This is a genomic window from Pseudomonas sp. BNK-44-b, from assembly GCF_047456245.1.
In the GTDB taxonomy this organism is placed as follows: domain Bacteria; phylum Pseudomonadota; class Gammaproteobacteria; order Pseudomonadales; family Pseudomonadaceae; genus Aquipseudomonas; species Aquipseudomonas machongensis.
On the sequence record NZ_CP179908.1, the window covers coordinates 5,184,938 to 5,199,964 of the forward strand.

Annotated in this window: 14 protein-coding genes; 5 read left to right on the top strand and 9 right to left on the bottom strand. The window is 63.1% G+C overall.

Features of this window, described 5'->3' with window-relative positions; all coding sequences use genetic code 11:
- Positions 1 to 8 precede the first annotated feature (8 nt).
- Entirely contained in the window at positions 9 to 176 is a 168-nt protein-coding gene (locus tag ACMGGG_RS23430; protein WP_011536423.1) for a rubredoxin, read from the bottom strand.
- A gap of 202 nt (positions 177 to 378) precedes the next feature.
- On the opposite strand from ACMGGG_RS23430, the gene ACMGGG_RS23435 reads away from it, so the two are divergent.
- Both ACMGGG_RS23435 and ubiA read left to right on the top strand, forming a co-directional pair.
- A complete protein-coding gene (locus tag ACMGGG_RS23435) occupies positions 379 to 936 on the top strand; it encodes a chorismate--pyruvate lyase family protein (RefSeq protein ID WP_063541822.1) in 558 nt (185 codons plus the stop codon).
- Complete coding sequence (ubiA, locus tag ACMGGG_RS23440; RefSeq protein ID WP_054894885.1) at positions 936 to 1,826, top strand: 4-hydroxybenzoate octaprenyltransferase; 891 nt, start codon at positions 936 to 938, stop codon at positions 1,824 to 1,826. Before ACMGGG_RS23435 ends, ubiA begins: the two co-directional genes overlap by 1 nt.
- Positions 1,827 to 1,930: 104 nt before the next feature.
- Here ubiA and ACMGGG_RS23445 read toward each other — a convergent pair whose 3' ends face one another.
- Positions 1,931 to 2,302, bottom strand: a complete 372-nt coding sequence (locus ACMGGG_RS23445; protein ID WP_063541824.1) for a hypothetical protein — start codon at positions 2,300 to 2,302, stop codon at positions 1,931 to 1,933.
- A 169-nt stretch (positions 2,303 to 2,471) separates the two neighbouring features.
- Between ACMGGG_RS23445 and phoB the strand changes: the two genes are divergently transcribed.
- The 3 genes from phoB to ACMGGG_RS23460 all read left to right on the top strand — a co-directional run bounded on the left by phoB (position 2,472) and on the right by ACMGGG_RS23460 (position 5,983).
- The gene (gene phoB, locus ACMGGG_RS23450; RefSeq protein ID WP_003253341.1) at positions 2,472 to 3,161 is read left to right on the top strand and encodes a phosphate regulon transcriptional regulator PhoB; all 690 of its coding nucleotides are present in this window, start codon (positions 2,472 to 2,474) and stop codon (positions 3,159 to 3,161) included.
- 45 nt (positions 3,162 to 3,206) lie between these two features.
- Positions 3,207 to 4,514 (top strand): phosphate regulon sensor histidine kinase PhoR, encoded by a 1,308-nt coding sequence (gene phoR, locus ACMGGG_RS23455; RefSeq protein WP_054894887.1) that lies wholly within the window; start codon positions 3,207 to 3,209, stop codon positions 4,512 to 4,514.
- 128 nt (positions 4,515 to 4,642) lie between these two features.
- On the top strand, positions 4,643 to 5,983 hold the full coding sequence (locus ACMGGG_RS23460; protein WP_054894888.1) for a hemolysin family protein: 1,341 nt from the start codon (positions 4,643 to 4,645) through the stop codon (positions 5,981 to 5,983).
- 9 nt (positions 5,984 to 5,992) lie between these two features.
- Here the strand turns inward: ACMGGG_RS23460 and ACMGGG_RS23465 are convergent, their stop codons facing one another.
- From ACMGGG_RS23465 to ACMGGG_RS23495, 7 genes are all read right to left on the bottom strand, one after another.
- The gene (locus ACMGGG_RS23465) at positions 5,993 to 6,883 is read right to left on the bottom strand and encodes a M23 family metallopeptidase (RefSeq protein ID WP_054894889.1); all 891 of its coding nucleotides are present in this window, start codon (positions 6,881 to 6,883) and stop codon (positions 5,993 to 5,995) included.
- Positions 6,884 to 7,026: 143 nt separating this feature from the next.
- A complete protein-coding gene (locus ACMGGG_RS23470; protein WP_063541828.1) occupies positions 7,027 to 7,932 on the bottom strand; it encodes a response regulator in 906 nt (301 codons plus the stop codon).
- A 162-nt stretch (positions 7,933 to 8,094) separates the two neighbouring features.
- On the bottom strand, positions 8,095 to 8,865 hold the full coding sequence (phoU, locus tag ACMGGG_RS23475) for a phosphate signaling complex protein PhoU (RefSeq protein WP_151925841.1): 771 nt from the start codon (positions 8,863 to 8,865) through the stop codon (positions 8,095 to 8,097).
- A gap of 61 nt (positions 8,866 to 8,926) precedes the next feature.
- Entirely contained in the window at positions 8,927 to 9,760 is an 834-nt protein-coding gene (pstB, locus tag ACMGGG_RS23480) for a phosphate ABC transporter ATP-binding protein PstB (RefSeq protein ID WP_054892955.1), read from the bottom strand.
- Between the two features lie 72 nt (positions 9,761 to 9,832).
- A complete protein-coding gene (pstA, locus tag ACMGGG_RS23485; RefSeq protein WP_054892956.1) occupies positions 9,833 to 11,503 on the bottom strand; it encodes a phosphate ABC transporter permease PstA in 1,671 nt (556 codons plus the stop codon).
- A 17-nt stretch (positions 11,504 to 11,520) separates the two neighbouring features.
- Positions 11,521 to 13,809, bottom strand: coding sequence for an ABC transporter permease subunit (locus ACMGGG_RS23490; protein ID WP_414154519.1), 2,289 nt, complete (start codon positions 13,807 to 13,809; stop codon positions 11,521 to 11,523).
- 144 nt (positions 13,810 to 13,953) lie between these two features.
- Positions 13,954 to 14,934, bottom strand: a complete 981-nt coding sequence (locus ACMGGG_RS23495; RefSeq protein WP_054892958.1) for a phosphate ABC transporter substrate-binding protein PstS — start codon at positions 14,932 to 14,934, stop codon at positions 13,954 to 13,956.
- Positions 14,935 to 15,027 lie beyond the last annotated feature (93 nt).

Consider the following 15,027-nt stretch of genomic DNA (forward strand, 5'->3'; position numbering starts at 1 on the left):
GTCGTCGATCAGCCGATGGCGATCATTTCGAAGTCGCTCTTGCCTACACCACAATCGGGGCACAGCCAATCTTCCGGCACGTCTTCCCAGCGGGTGCCTGGAGCGATCCCGTCGTCCGGCCAGCCCTCGGCCTCGTCGTAGATCAGGCCACAGACAATGCATTGCCACTTCTTCATCAGGGTTCCTCGGTCAGGCGTTGTGTTGCCGCTGATGGCCCTCTCACGGTTGAACCCGCCCCTGCTTAGGAGCGGGCTGCCCCGCGAAGCACTCACCGCGCAATTCATGACGGGCTTTGTACTGGCCCGGCCGGCAGTATGCAAGCAAACCCGGCAATCATGCTAAGCTCGCCGCCTCTCTGGATGTAACAAGCATACCGACGTGTCGTACGAATCCCCGCAAGCAGCCGCTGTCGCGTGGCTGGCGTATTCACAGCTGGCGAGCGACCTCGACCAGCGCACCCTCGACTGGCTGTTCGACGAAGGCTCCCTGACCCGTCGCCTGACCCGCCTCTCCCACGACCACTTCTGCGTGACGCCGCTGTTCGAAGGCTGGCAACCACTGCGTGACGACGAATGCCTCGCCCTGAATCTTGCGCCAGGCGCGCAGGGCTGGGTGCGTGAAGTCTATCTGCGCGGCCATGACCAGCCTTGGGTATTCGCCCGCAGCGTCGCCAGCCGCGAAGCCTTGGAGCGCGGCGGTCTTGATCTGGAGACCCTGGGCAGCCGCTCGCTCGGCGAATTGCTGTTCTGCGACCAGGCGTTCATTCGCCACCCCATCGAGGTGTGCACGTACCCACAGGCGTGGATGCCGACGGAGGTTGCCAGCGCCAACCTCTGGGGCCGCCGTTCGCGCTTCGAACGCGATGGCCTGGACCTGCTGGTCGCCGAGGTATTCCTGCCAGCGATGTGGCAGGCGGACAAGGAGGTATCGCCCTGATGTACCTGCAGCTGCTCAAGTCGCTCAACCGCCTGCACCCCAGAGCCTGGGACTTCGTCCAGCTCAGCCGCCTGGACCGTCCCATCGGCATCTACCTGTTGCTGTGGCCTACGCTCGCGGCCGTGTGGATCGCCGCCAAGGGTGCACCAACCCTGGCCAACGTGCTGATCTTCGGCCTCGGAGTTGCGCTGATGCGCGCGGCGGGGTGCGCGATCAATGACTTCGCCGACCGCAAGGTCGACGGCCACGTCAAGCGCACCGCCGATCGCCCCCTGGCCAGCGGCCGGATAAAGCCGCGCGAAGCGGTGATGCTGTTCGTGGTGCTGACAGGGATCAGTTTCCTGCTGGTGCTGTGCACCAACGCCAGCACTGTGTGGCTGTCGTTTGGCGGCGTTGCCCTGGCATTCTGCTACCCGTTCATGAAGCGCTACACCTACTACCCGCAGGTGGTGCTGGGCGCCGCTTATTCGTGGGGCATCCCGATGGCCTTCACCGCTGCCGGGGGTGAATTGCCAGCGGCGGCCTGGCTGCTGTACATCGCCAACCTGCTGTGGACGGTAGCCTTCGATACCTACTATGCGATGGTCGATCGCGACGACGACCTGAAGATCGGCGTGAAATCCACGGCGATCCTCTTCGGCGAGGCCGATCGGGTGATCATCCTGACCTTGCAGGTGCTGTCGCTTGGCTGCCTGTTGCTGGCCGGCAACCACTTCGAACTGGGTGGTTGGTTCCACCTGGGCCTGTTGGGCGCCCTGGCATGCTTCGCCTGGGAGTTCTGGTCGACCCGCACGCTGGATCGCGATGCCTGCTTCAAAGCGTTCCTGCACAACCACTGGGCGGGCCTGCTGATCTTCATCGGCGTGGTGCTGGACTACGCGCTGCGCTGAAGGGAGCGCAGCGGTTCGCCGCTGCGACTTGCCGCGCGATTACACTGGTGAATTCACTGACGCAATCGCGGGGCAAGCCCGCTCCCACAAAGACCGAACACGCGTCAGGGTTTGGCGATATGCCAGACATCCTTCACGCCATCACCGGTCTTGTCCCCGGCTTTCTTGTCCTTGATGAAGGTGTACAGCGGCTTGCCATCATAGGCCCACTGCTTCTTGCCATCATCGCGCTCGATCACCGTCCACTTGTCCTTGGCCGCTTCATCCTCGGCCTTGACCAGCAGCGGCGGCCAGTTGGTTGCGCAATCACCGTTGCACATCGACTTGCCTCCGGCATCCTTGTCGAAGGTGTACAGGGTCATGCCGGCATGGTCGACCCACATGCCGTCCTTCTCCATCGCGTGGTGCGCCGACGCCACCCCCGGCAATGCCAGCGCAGCGAAAAGGGCCATCCAGCTCAGCGTATGTCGTGTCATTGGAATCACCATCGTGTCGGGGGAAGAAGGAGAAACACCGCCGCAGCGGCCCTGTGAAGCCTAGCGCAGTCATGCAATGTCGCCAGAACGGCCAACGCCCTGTCACACAGCTGCAATAATTCCGTTATCTAATGCGGGCCAAGACATCATAGATGGGAGAGTTTTGAGCATGGTTGGCAGGAACATTCTGATCGTCGACGACGAAGCGCCTATTCGCGAGATGATCGCCGTTGCATTGGAAATGGCCGGCTACGACTGCCTCGAGGCAGAGAACTCCCAGCAGGCCCACGCCATCATCGTCGACCGCAAGCCGGACCTGATCCTGCTGGACTGGATGCTGCCCGGCACCTCCGGCATCGAACTGGCACGCCGTCTCAAGCGCGACGAGCTGACCGGGGACATCCCGATCATCATGCTCACCGCCAAGGGCGAAGAGGACAACAAGATCCAGGGCCTGGAAGTCGGTGCCGACGACTACATCACCAAGCCGTTCTCGCCCCGCGAGCTGGTGGCCCGCCTCAAGGCCGTGCTGCGCCGCACCGGCCCGAGCGACAGCGAGGCACCGATCGAAGTCGGCGGCCTGCTGCTCGACCCGATCAGCCACCGCGTCACCATCGACGGCAAACCCGCCGAGATGGGCCCGACCGAATACCGCCTGCTGCAGTTCTTCATGACCCACCAGGAGCGCGCCTACACCCGTGGCCAGCTGCTCGACCAGGTCTGGGGCGGCAACGTCTATGTCGAGGAGCGCACCGTCGACGTGCACATCCGCCGCCTGCGCAAGGCACTGGGTGAAGCCTACGAAAATCTGGTACAAACCGTCCGCGGCACCGGCTACCGTTTCTCGACCAAGAGCTGACGCGCCCGCACGCTTCACTGCAAGCCGCTGTACAAGGACTGTGAATTGAACCCGAACTGGCACGCGACCCTGATTCGCCACCTGCTCCTGCTGATCAGCGTCTGCCTGCTCGGCGGGCTGATCAGCGGGCAATACGGCTGGAGCCTGGCGGTTGGCCTGGCGCTCTACCTGGGCTGGACCCTGAAGCAGTTGCTGCGCCTGCACGAATGGCTGCGCAACCACCAGCCCGACGAGGCGCCGCCGGACGGCTACGGGCTGTGGGGCGAAGTATTCGACAGCATCTACCACCTGCAGCGCCGCGACCAGCGTGTCCGCGGGCGCCTGCAAGCGGTGATCGACCGAGTCCAGGAGTCCACCGCGGCCCTGCGCGATGCGGTGATCATGCTCGACAGCGATGGCAACCTGGAGTGGTGGAACCGCGCCGCCGAGACCCTGCTGGGCTTCAAGACGCCCCAGGATGGCGGACAACCGGTCACCAACCTGGTCCGTCATCCGCGCTTCAAGGAATACTTCGAAGCGGAAAACTACGTCGAACCGCTGGAAATCCCCTCACCGATCAACGACCGCCTGCGCGTGCAACTGCACATCACCCGCTACGGCAACAACGAGCACCTGATGCTGGTGCGCGATGTAACCCGCATCCACCAGCTCGAACAGATGCGCAAGGACTTCGTCGCCAACGTCTCCCACGAACTGCGCACGCCGCTGACGGTGATCGCCGGCTACCTCGAGACGCTGCTGGACAACGTCGAGGACGTGAACCCGCGCTGGGCTCGCGCGCTGCAGCAGATGAGCCAGCAAGGCTCGCGCATGCAGACCCTGCTCAACGACCTGTTGTTGCTGGCCAAGCTGGAAGCGACCGACTATCCCTCGGACAACCAGCCGGTGGCGGTGGATACCTTGCTGCAGTCAATCAAGGGAGACGCCCAGGCGCTGTCCGGGCCCAAGCGCCAGAACATCTCCCTGGAGGCCGCGCCGGGCCTGCGCCTGAAAGGCAGCGAATCGGAACTGCGCAGCGCCTTCTCCAACCTGGTGTTCAATGCGGTCAAGTACACCCAGGAGGAAGGCACCATTCGCATCCGCTGGTGGGCCGACGAGCAGGGGGCACACCTGAGCGTGCAGGACTCGGGGGTGGGCATCGACGCCAAGCACCTGCCGCGCCTGACCGAACGCTTCTACCGCGTCGACTCCAGCCGTGCCTCCAACACAGGCGGCACCGGGCTGGGCCTGGCGATCGTCAAGCATGTGCTGATGCGCCATCGCGGCAAGCTGGAAATCAGTAGCGTGCCGGGTCATGGCAGCACGTTCACCTGTCATTTTGCGCCGGCACAATTGGCGGCAAATCGCAGCTGAGAATCGGCGAGCAAAAACCATCCCCTTTGCTTTTGCAGCTTCAGCCGCTACATTGGATCCCCTGTGCCAGCGAGAGCTGGCACTTTTTTTCTCTTTCTTTCAAAGACGGACCCCGTAAAAACTCCATCATGGACCCTTCCCCTGGTATCAGCCTCGCTTCTCTATTCGCCGATTTCGGCATGATTCTCTTTGCCCTGTTCCTGGTAGTGCTCAATGGCTTCTTCGTTGCCGCCGAGTTCGCCATGGTCAAGCTGCGCTCAACCCGCGTCGAATCCATCGCCGAGCTGCACGGCTGGCGCGGCAGCATCCTGCGCAAGGTACACAACCAGCTCGACGCCTACCTGTCGGCCTGCCAATTGGGCATCACCCTGGCCTCGCTGGGCCTGGGCTGGGTCGGAGAGCCGGCCTTCGCCCACCTGCTCGAACCGCTGCTGGCCTATCTAGGCGTCGACAGCCCGGAACTGATCAAGGCCGTGTCGTTCTTCGTCGCCTTCTTCGTGATCTCGTACCTGCACATCGTGGTCGGCGAACTGGCGCCCAAATCCTGGGCGATCCGCAAGCCCGAGCTGCTGTCGCTGTGGACGGCAGTGCCGCTGTACCTGTTCTACTGGCTGATGTACCCGGCGATCTACCTGCTCAACGCCAGCGCCAACACCATCCTGCGCATCGCCGGCCAGGGCGAGCCCGGGCCGCACCATGAACACCACTACAGCCGTGAAGAGCTCAAGCTGATCCTGCACTCCAGCCGCGGCCAGGACCCGAGCGACCAGGGCATGCGCGTGCTGGCCTCGGCGGTGGAAATGGGTGAGCTGGAGGTGGTCGACTGGGCCAACTCCCGTGAAGACATGGTGGTGCTCGACGCCAAGGCGCCGCTGAAAAACATCCTGGCGATGTTCCGTCGCCACAAGTTCAGCCGCTACCCGGTGTACGACGCCGAGCGCGAAGAGTTCACCGGCCTGCTGCACATCAAGGACCTGCTGCTGGAGCTGGCCGAGCTGGACCACCTTCCTGAAAGCATCGACCTGGAAGACCTGGCGCGGCCGTTGGAACGCGTATCGCGACACATGCCGCTGTCGCAGCTGCTCGAGCAGTTCCGCAAGGGCGGTGCGCATTTCGTGCTGGTCGAGGAAGCCGATGGCAAGGTGATCGGTTACCTGACCATGGAAGACGTGCTGGAAGTGCTGGTCGGCGATATCCAGGACGAACACCGCAAAGCCGAACGCGGCATCCTTGCCTACCAGCCGGGCAAGCTGCTGGTGCGGGGCGACACGCCGCTGTTCAAGGTCGAACGCCTGCTGGGCGTCGACCTTGACCACATCGAGGCCGAGACCCTCGCAGGCCTGGTCTACGAGTCGCTCAAGCGCGTGCCCGAGGAAGAGGAAGTGCTGGAAGTCGAAGGCCTGCGCATCATCATCAAGAAGATGAAAGGGCCGAAGATTGTCCTGGCCAAGGTGCTGAAGCTCGACTGACGACGCTGTTCATGGATTCCCTGCCGTGAAGTCCGGTAGTCCGCCAATCGGACGGTCGAAACGGTAGGGAATCGACTCCAGCGCCAGCCCCACGTTGCGCTGCACCACGAAATGCAGGTGTGGCCCGCTGCTGTTGCCGGTGTTGCCAGACTTGCCCAGCATCTCACCCTGCCCCACCCGCTGACCCTCGCTCACCACCACGGAACCCCGCATCAAGTGCAGGTACACCCCCATGGTGCCGTCTGCGTGCAGGATCCGCACGAAGTTGCCCGAAGGGTTGTTGCCACGACCGCTCTGGCGGTTCTCCACTTTGACCACCACGCCGCCCCGAGCGGCAATGATCGGCGTGCCCTCTGGCATGGCGATGTCCATGGCATAGCGGCCCTTCGCGCCAAAATGGCTGAAGCGGCCGTTGGGCCCTTGGCTCAGCCGGAACGGACCGCCGCGCCACGGAAAGGGATAGCGGTAGGCCTGCGGGCGCTGCGCGGGATCGCCGAGGGCGTGACGCAGCTTGGCGCGGTATTTCAGTTGGCCGCCGGAACGCGCTAGCAACACGCTCAGCACCTGTGTGGAGCGCGGCGCCAGCACCCGTCGCACGATACGCGGCGCGTTACCGTCGCGGGCGTTGCCAAGGCCTTCCAGACGCAGTTCGACTTCCACTGGGGCGAACAGATCATTGCGCGCCAGGAAACGCACGCCCCCGGCAAAGGTTTCGGGCTGCAGACGGACCTGATCGTCGAGACGCTCGACCATCGGCTCGCGCAAGGCCATTGCCCGTGCCCCGGGGCTGGGCTGGTAGGAATAGGACGCCACGCCGAAGGTGTCGGTGGTGCTGTAGAGGGTCATGGCCATGCCCGGTGCCGAAGCCAAGAGCAGGGACAGCAACAGGCAGGCGCGCATGATAGTGGCTTTTTGACAGTTGTTATGTCTTGAGCCTAGCAGCGAGTTATCCCGGGGGTATGACAGTTGGTCGGGTGACTGCTTCGAATCTGACGCGGTAAGAGCGGCCTTGTGCCGCTCTTACCGGAGGGTGGAACAGCGGATCAACCGCCCGGCGTGAAGTGCTTCTGCGCAGTACCGCGGGCGATCAATCGCGACAGGTAATCGAGCTTCTGTGCATCCTGATCGACGAACTTGAACGTCAGTTGCAGCCAGTCGCTCTCAGGCTTGGGCTCGAGCGCGGCGATGGCATGCAGGTAACCGTTCAACCGTGCGACCTCGGCGTTCTCACCCTGCTCCAGATCGAGCACCGCACCTTCGAGCACCTGCGGCAGGGCAGCACTGCGGCGCACCACCAACAGCGCTTCCTTGAGGCTGAGGGCCTTGATCACGCAGGGCTGAGTACCGCTGGAAAGGCGCAGCTGCCCCTGACCTCGCCCGGACTGGGCTGCGGCGGCAGCGCTCTGCGGTGGCGGTGCGCTGATCAGCGGTTTGCTAGCGGCAGCCGGCGCAGGCGTTGGCGCGACCTTCACGGCTTCGGGCTTGCCGCCGGTCAGGGCACTCAGCGAATCGTTGGCAAAGGCCGAATTGACTCGCGCCGGCGCTCCCGCCACGAGGGCCTCGAGCTTGCCGATCTTGGCCAGGGACTTCTTCACCTTGGTCAGCAACTGTTCGTTGGTGAACGGCTTGCCAACGAAGTCGGAGACGCCAGCCTGAATGGCCTGAATCACGTTTTCCTTGTCACCACGGCTGGTCACCATGATGAACTGCAGGGCTTTCATTTCCTCCTGCTGGCGACACCAGGTCAGCAGTTCGAGGCCGGACATCTCCGGCATCTCCCAGTCGCACAGGACCAGGTCGAAACGTTCCTTGCTCAGCATGGCCATGGCCTTGCGGCCATTGACCGCGTCTTCGATGACCATGCCCGGGAAGGCATTTCGCAGGCACTTCCTCACCAGGTCGCGGATGAACGGCGCATCGTCCACGACCAGCACATTGACTTTACTCATCGATACTCCTCTTGAATCCCGACTAGCATACCGCCGACTGATGGCAATTTGCCAAACCACTGGTCACGCCGGGACGTTTCAAGACTGTTCGCGGGTGCCTGCTGTATCTGCCACAAACGAAAACGCCCGGACGAGGCCGGGCGTTGATGCTCGGGAGCAATATTACTTATCGTCCGATTCGCCCGGAACATTAGCCTTTTCGGCAGCGCCGGAACTGTCGCCCTCGACCTCGGCCTTCATGCGCTTGAGGCCCATGTGGCGTACATCGGTGCCACGCACCAGGTAGATCACCAGCTCCGAGATATTGCGGGCGTGGTCGCCGATACGCTCCAGCGAGCGCAGGGCCCAGATGACGCTCAACACCCGCGAGATCGAACGGGGGTCTTCCATCATGTAGGTGACCAGCTCGCGCAGCGCGGTCTTGTATTCGCGGTCGATGGTCTTGTCGTACTGGGCCACCGACAGTGCCAGCTCGGCGTCGAAACGGGCGAAGGCGTCCAGTGCATCGCGAACCATGTTGCGCACCTGGTCGCCGATATGACGCACTTCGACGTAGCCACGGGGCGACTCGCCTTCCTCGCACAGTTGAATGGCGCGGCGGGCGATCTTGGTCGACTCGTCACCGATGCGCTCCAGGTCGATCACCGACTTGGAGATGCTGATGATCAGACGCAGGTCGGACGCCGCAGGCTGGCGACGGGCGAGGATGCGTACGCATTCCTCGTCGATGTTGCGCTCCATCTGGTTGATCTGTTCATCGACCTCACGCACCTGCTGGGCCAGGCCCGAATCGGCTTCGATCAGCGCAGTCACGGCGTCGTTAACCTGCTTCTCGACCAGGCCCCCCATCGCCAGCAGGTGGCTGCGCACTTCCTCGAGCTCGGCGTTGAACTGCTGGGAGATGTGATGGGTAAGGCTTTCTTTGTTGATCATCGTTCTCTAGTCCCTGAATCCTGTAGGAGCGGGCTTGTCGGGGCGCCGAATCGCCGCGCTGCTAGCCGTAACGCCCGGTAATGTAGTCTTCGGTCTGCTTCTTCGCCGGATTGGTGAAGAGCGTGTCGGTATCACCGAATTCGATCAGCTTGCCCATGTACATGAAGGCGGTGTAGTCGGAGACGCGCGCCGCCTGCTGCATGTTGTGGGTCACGATGACGATGGTGTACTTGGACTTCAGCTCGTAGATCAGCTCTTCGACCTTCAGCGTGGAAATCGGGTCCAGTGCCGAGCAAGGCTCGTCGAGCAGCAGGACCTCGGGCTCCACGGCGATGGTACGGGCGATCACCAGACGCTGCTGCTGACCACCGGACAGCCCCAGCGCCGAGTCGTGCAGGCGGTCCTTGACCTCATCCCACAGCGCTGCGCCCTTGAGCGCCCACTCGACCGCTTCGTCGAGCACGCGCTTCTTGTTGATACCCTGGATACGCAGGCCGTAGACCACGTTCTCGTAGATGGTCTTGGGGAACGGGTTGGGCTTCTGGAACACCATGCCCACCCGGCGACGCAACTCGGCCACATCTTCGCCCTTGCGGTAGATGTTGTTGCCGTACAGGTTGATGGCGCCTTCCACGCGGCAACCATCGACCAGGTCGTTCATGCGGTTGAAGGTGCGCAGCAGCGTGGACTTGCCGCAGCCGGACGGGCCAATGAAGGCGGTCACGCGCTGTTTGGGGATGTTCATCTGTACATCGAACAGCGCCTGCTTGTCGCCGTAGAACAGCGACAGGCCCGGGACTTCGATGGCCACGGTCTCTTCGGCCAGGCGCAGGCTCTGCTTGTCGCGGCCCAGGGCCGACATGTCGATGCCGTGGGAGTGGGATTCTTGCTGCATGGTCAACTCCATACGCTATCAATTCGTTTCAAAGGGCCGCCCATACCGTGGGCGGCTCACTTGCAATCAGGATCAGCTGTCGAGCGCCTTGTACTTCTCGCGCAGGTGGTTACGGATCCACACCGCCGAGAGGTTGAGGGTCGCGATCACCAGTACCAGCAGCAGCGCCGTGGCGTAGACCAGCGGTCGCGCGGCCTCGACGTTGGGGCTCTGGAAGCCGACGTCGTAGATGTGGAAGCCCAGGTGCATGATCTTCTGGTCGAGGTGCAGGTAAGGGTAGTTGCCGTCCACCGGCAGCGATGGCGCCAGTTTCACTACACCCACCAGCATCAGCGGCGCCACCTCGCCTGCGGCGCGCGCCACGGCGAGAATCATGCCGGTCATCATCGCCGGGCTGGCCATCGGCAGTACGATTTTCCACAGCGTCTCGGCCTTGGTCGCACCCAGGGCCAACGAGCCCTCGCGCACGGTACGCGGAATCCGCGCCAGGCCTTCTTCAGTGGCGACGATCACCACAGGAACCGCCAGCAGCGCCAGGGTCAGCGAGGCCCACAACAAGCCTGGCGTGCCCAGCGTAGGTGCCGGTAGCGATTCGGGGAAGAACAGCCGGTCGATCGAGCCACCCAGCACGTACACGAAGAAGCCCAGGCCGAATACGCCGTAGACGATCGCCGGCACGCCGGCCAGGTTGTTCACCGCGATGCGGATCAGACGCGTAACCGGGCCTTGCCTGGCGTATTCGCGCAGGTAGACCGCCGCCAGCACGCCAAAGGGGGTGACGATCACGGCCATGATCAGGGTCATCATCACCGTGCCGAAGATGGCCGGGAAGATCCCGCCTTCAGTGTTGGCTTCACGCGGGTCGTCGCTGAGGAACTCCCAGACCTTGCTGAAGTAGGCGCCCATCTTGGTCATCGCCGACATGCCGTTCGGCTGGATGGCATGCACCACCTTGCTCAGGTTGATCTCCACCTGGCGGCCGTTGGCGTCGCGGGCCACCAGGCTGTCGCGGGCGAAGGCCTGGTGCAGGCCGGTCAGACGCTCCTCGATGGTCTTGTAGCGGCTGTTCAGCTCTGCGCGTTCAGACTCGATATCGGCCTGGGCGGCCGCATCCAGCTTGCCCTGCAGTTCCAGCTTGCGGCTGTGCAGGCGCAGGCGTTCGAGGCCGTGGTTGATAGAGCCGATGTCTTTCTTCTCGAGCGACACCAGTTGGTCGTTCAGGTCGCTGGCGCGCTTGAGGCGGCTCTGCAGTTCGTTCCAGGCGCTCGGGCCTTCGGCGACCACACGGCCTTCTTCCTTGACGCTGACCAGGTAACCATAGAAGTTGCCCCACTCGCGGCGCTCCAAGGCAATCAGGTCGGCAGGCTTGCTCTGGTCCACCAGCCATTCGCCGACCAGCCAGGTGAAGTCGCTGCCGTTGAGGTCGCGGTTTCCGACCTTGACCAGCTCGCGGGTCATGAACTCCGGCCCCTGGTCAGGTACCGGCAGGCCAGCGCTCTTGAGGCGCTCGCGCGGGACTTCTTCCTTCTGCACCACTTCGCCGACGATCACATGATCGGCCTGGCCGGGCACCTTGTAGGTGGCCTGGACCAGGTCGGCCGGCCAGAAGTGGCCCAGGCCGCGAACAGCGATCACGGCGAGCAGGCCGACGGTCATGATCACCGCCATGGCGACCGCGCCACCGCTGATCCACACGCCCGGCGCACCGCTCTTGAACCAGCCTTTGAGGGAATCCTTTTTCACGGATCTCTACCTTTCTATCAAAGCGACGAGTATTTCTTGCGCAGACGCTGGCGAATCAGCTCGGCCAAGGTGTTCATGATGAAGGTGAACATCAGCAGCACGAGGGCGGCGAGGAACAGCACACGATAGTGGCTGCCGCCGACTTCCGACTCGGGCATTTCCACGGCCACGTTGGCGGCCAGGGTGCGCATGCCCTCGAACAGGTTCAGCTCCATCACCGGGGTGTTGCCGGTGGCCATGAGCACGATCATGGTCTCGCCCACCGCCCGGCCCATGCCGATCATCAGCGCCGAGAAGATGCCCGGGCTTGCGGTGAGGATGACCACGCGGGTCAGGGTCTGCCAAGGCGTCGCGCCCAGCGCCAGCGAGCCGAGGGTGAGGCTGCGCGGCACACTGAACACGGCGTCTTCGGCGATCGAGTAGATATTCGGAATCACTGCGAAGCCCATGGCGATACCGACCACCAGGGCGTTGCGCTGGTCGTAGGTAATGCCCATGTCGTGGCTGATCCACAGGCGCATGTCGCCGCCGAAGAACCAGCTCTCCAGGAACGGGCTCATGGACAGCGCGAACCAGCCGATCGCCAGGATCACCGGGATCAGGATCGCCGCCTCCCAGCCATCCGGGACGCGCTGACGGATCGACTCTGGCAAGCGGCTCCAGGAGAAGCCCGCCACCAGGATGCCGATCGGCAAGATCAGCAACAGGCTGAACACGCCCGGCAGGTGGCCTTCGAGATAAGGCGCCAGGAACAGGCCGGCGAAGAAGCCGAGGATCACCGTCGGCATCGCTTCCATCAGCTCGATCACCGGCTTGACCTTGCGGCGCATGCCCGGAGCCATGAAGTAGGCGGTGTAGATGGCCGCGGCAATGGCCAGGGGTGCCGCCAGGATCATCGCGTAGAATGCGGCCTTGAGCGTACCGAAGGTCAGCGGCGACAGGCTCAGCTTGGGTTCGAAATCGGTGTTGGAGGCGGTCGACTGCCAGACGTACTTCGGCTCGTCGTAGTTCTCGTACCAGACCTTGCCCCACAGCGCGCTGAAGGACACTTCAGGGTGCGGGTTGCGCAGACTCAGTGGCAGCAGCTTGCCGCCTTCTTCGATCATGATGCGGTTGGCGCGTGGCGACAGCGCCAGCACACCGGCGCCATCGGCGACCGGCTCGACCAGCAGGGTACGGTGCGCGGTGCTGTGGAACACACCGAGCTTGCCGTCGTTGTCCAGGGCGATGAAGCCCTTGCGACGCTCCTCGGCGTCGATCTGGGCGATCGGTGCCTTGCCCAACTGGAAGCTGCGGATCAGCTTGAAGCGCGACTCGCCATCCGGGTCGCGGGCCATGAACCACTGGCTCAGGCCACCCTTGGAGTCGCCGAAGATCAGCGAGATACCACCGACCAACTGGCCACTGGCGGTGATTTCGGCGTTGCCATCTTCGAGCAGCTTGTAGCGACCGTTGAGGCTCTTGTCCCGCAGGCTGAAGACATCGGCGGTGGCGCGACCGTTGACCACGTACAACCACTGCTGGCGCGGGTCGATGAAGATGTTCTTCACCGTCTGGGTCATCTGCGGCAGCGCGATGCGGTTCTGTTCGGTGGTGGTCTCGCCGGTCATCATGTTTTCGGTGCGCGACAGCTCGATCACCTGCAGTTGCGCGCCGGTGGAGCCGGCCAGCAGCAGGGTATCGCCATTGAGGTTGACGCTCACGTGCTCCAGCGCACGACCCTGTTCGTCGAGGGCGAAAGGATCCTGACCATAGGGGTAGTCGATACCCGCATTGATGGTCTTCTTGTTGTCCGGATAGGTGATCTTGTAGGTGTGGTGGAACACCAGCGCCTGGCCATTGGACAACCCCAGTACCACCAGCGGACTGCCCGGCTGGTCGGTACCGATCGAACTGACCGTGGTGCCCGCCGGCAGAGGCAGGTCGACGCGCTTGATCTCGGCACCGGTCTTGGTATCGAAGAACAGCGCCTGACCCTTGTCGGAAACACGCATGCCCACGAGGTTCTGCTCCTCGAGGGCGATCATCAGCGGCTTGCCGGCATCCTGCTGCAACCAGGTCGGTTCAAGGGCTTTCTTGCTGGTCAGCTCCGCGCCCTGGAACAGCGGCAGCACCACGTAGGCCAGATAGAAGAAGATCAAGGTAATGGCTGCCAATACGGCAAGCCCGCCCACCAGGACATACCAGCGGGTCAGGCGGTCCTTCAACGCGCGCATGCGGCGCTTGCGTTGCAGCTCGGGCGTATTGAAATCAATGCGCACGGGAGGGGAATTTGGGGTCATTGTGGAATTGGCCAGATCATTCATGCGCACACCCTAGCGGTCCCGTATGACAGAAACATGACAGTGTAGTGACGCAAAAAAGCCCGCCGCTCAGGAGACCTGGCTTCGGACTGGGGAAAGTCATGGAAGGGGCCGACCCACTGGCCCACCCCTTCCGGGCAACACGTCTTACTTGTGGGACAGACCCAGGTCACCCAGGGTCTTCTCGACCACTTTGGCTGGCAGCGGGATGTAGCCATCCTTCACCACGACCTGCTGGCCTGCCTGCGACAGGACCAGCTTCACGAACTCGGCTTCCAGCGGTGCCAGAGGCTTGTTCGGTGCCTTGTTGACGTACACGTACAGGAAGCGCGACAGCGGGTAGGTACCGTTCAGGGCGTTGGCTTCGTTATCTTCGATGAACTCGCCGCCTTCCTTCTTGGCCAGGGCTACGGTCTTGACGCTGGCGGTCTTGTAACCGATACCCGAGTAGCCGATGCCGTTCAGCGAGGAGCTGATCGACTGCACGACCGAAGCCGAGCCAGGTTGTTCGTTGACGTTAGGCTTGAAGTCGCCTTTGCACAGGGCTTCTTCCTTGAAGTAGCCGTAGGTGCCCGATACCGAGTTGCGGCCGAACAGCTGGATTGGCTTGTTGGCCAGGTCGCCGGTCACACCGACGTCACCCCAGGTCTTGATCTCGGCCTTGCCACCGCACAGGCGGGTGGAGGAGAAGATCGCGTCGACCTGAGCCATGGTCAGGCCCTTGATCGGGTTGTCCTTGTGCACGAACACGGCCAGGGCGTCGACAGCGACCGGGATGGCGGTCGGCTTGTAGCCGTACTTCTGCTCGAAGGCCTGCAGCTCCACGTCCTTCATCTTGCGGCTCATCGGGCCCAGGTTGGCGGTGCCTTCGGTCAGCGCGGGTGGCGCGGTGGACGAGCCGGCAGCCTGGATCTGGATGTTTACGTTCGGATATTCCTTCTTGTAGGCCTCGGCCCACAGAGTCATCAGGTTCGCGAGGGTGTCGGAACCGACGCTGGAGAGGTTGCCCGATACGCCAGTGGTCTTGGTGTAGGTCGGGATAGCAGGGTCGACAGCGGCGACCGCGTTGGCGGCAGCGACGCCAGCGGCGGCAAAGGTCAGGGCCGCCATCAAACGCTTCAGTTTCATGCCTTGCTCCTAGCAGGAATATTGGGTGTGTTGGATGGAACGGGGCCCAGTATCGGCAGGCCGCATGAACACGATATGACCTAATTGTGACAA

Bases quoted from the DNA above. Each gene is read 5' to 3' on its own strand.
- ACMGGG_RS23430 (WP_011536423.1), bottom strand. From the start codon at position 176: ATGAAGAAGTGGCAATGCATTGTCTGTGGCCTGATCTACGACGAGGCC.
- ACMGGG_RS23495 (WP_054892958.1), bottom strand. From the start codon at position 14,934: ATGAAACTGAAGCGTTTGATGGCGGCCCTGACCTTTGCCGCCGCTGGC.
- ACMGGG_RS23445 (WP_063541824.1), bottom strand. From the start codon at position 2,302: ATGACACGACATACGCTGAGCTGGATGGCCCTTTTCGCTGCGCTGGCA.
- phoU (WP_151925841.1), bottom strand. From the start codon at position 8,865: ATGATCAACAAAGAAAGCCTTACCCATCACATCTCCCAGCAGTTCAAC.
- ACMGGG_RS23460 (WP_054894888.1), top strand. From the start codon at position 4,643: ATGGACCCTTCCCCTGGTATCAGCCTCGCTTCTCTATTCGCCGATTTC.
- ACMGGG_RS23490 (WP_414154519.1), bottom strand. From the start codon at position 13,809: ATGAATGATCTGGCCAATTCCACAATGACCCCAAATTCCCCTCCCGTG.
- ACMGGG_RS23470 (WP_063541828.1), bottom strand. From the start codon at position 7,932: ATGAGTAAAGTCAATGTGCTGGTCGTGGACGATGCGCCGTTCATCCGC.
- ubiA (WP_054894885.1), top strand. From the start codon at position 936: ATGTACCTGCAGCTGCTCAAGTCGCTCAACCGCCTGCACCCCAGAGCC.
- pstB (WP_054892955.1), bottom strand. From the start codon at position 9,760: ATGCAGCAAGAATCCCACTCCCACGGCATCGACATGTCGGCCCTGGGC.
- phoB (WP_003253341.1), top strand. From the start codon at position 2,472: ATGGTTGGCAGGAACATTCTGATCGTCGACGACGAAGCGCCTATTCGC.
- ACMGGG_RS23465 (WP_054894889.1), bottom strand. From the start codon at position 6,883: ATGCGCGCCTGCCTGTTGCTGTCCCTGCTCTTGGCTTCGGCACCGGGC.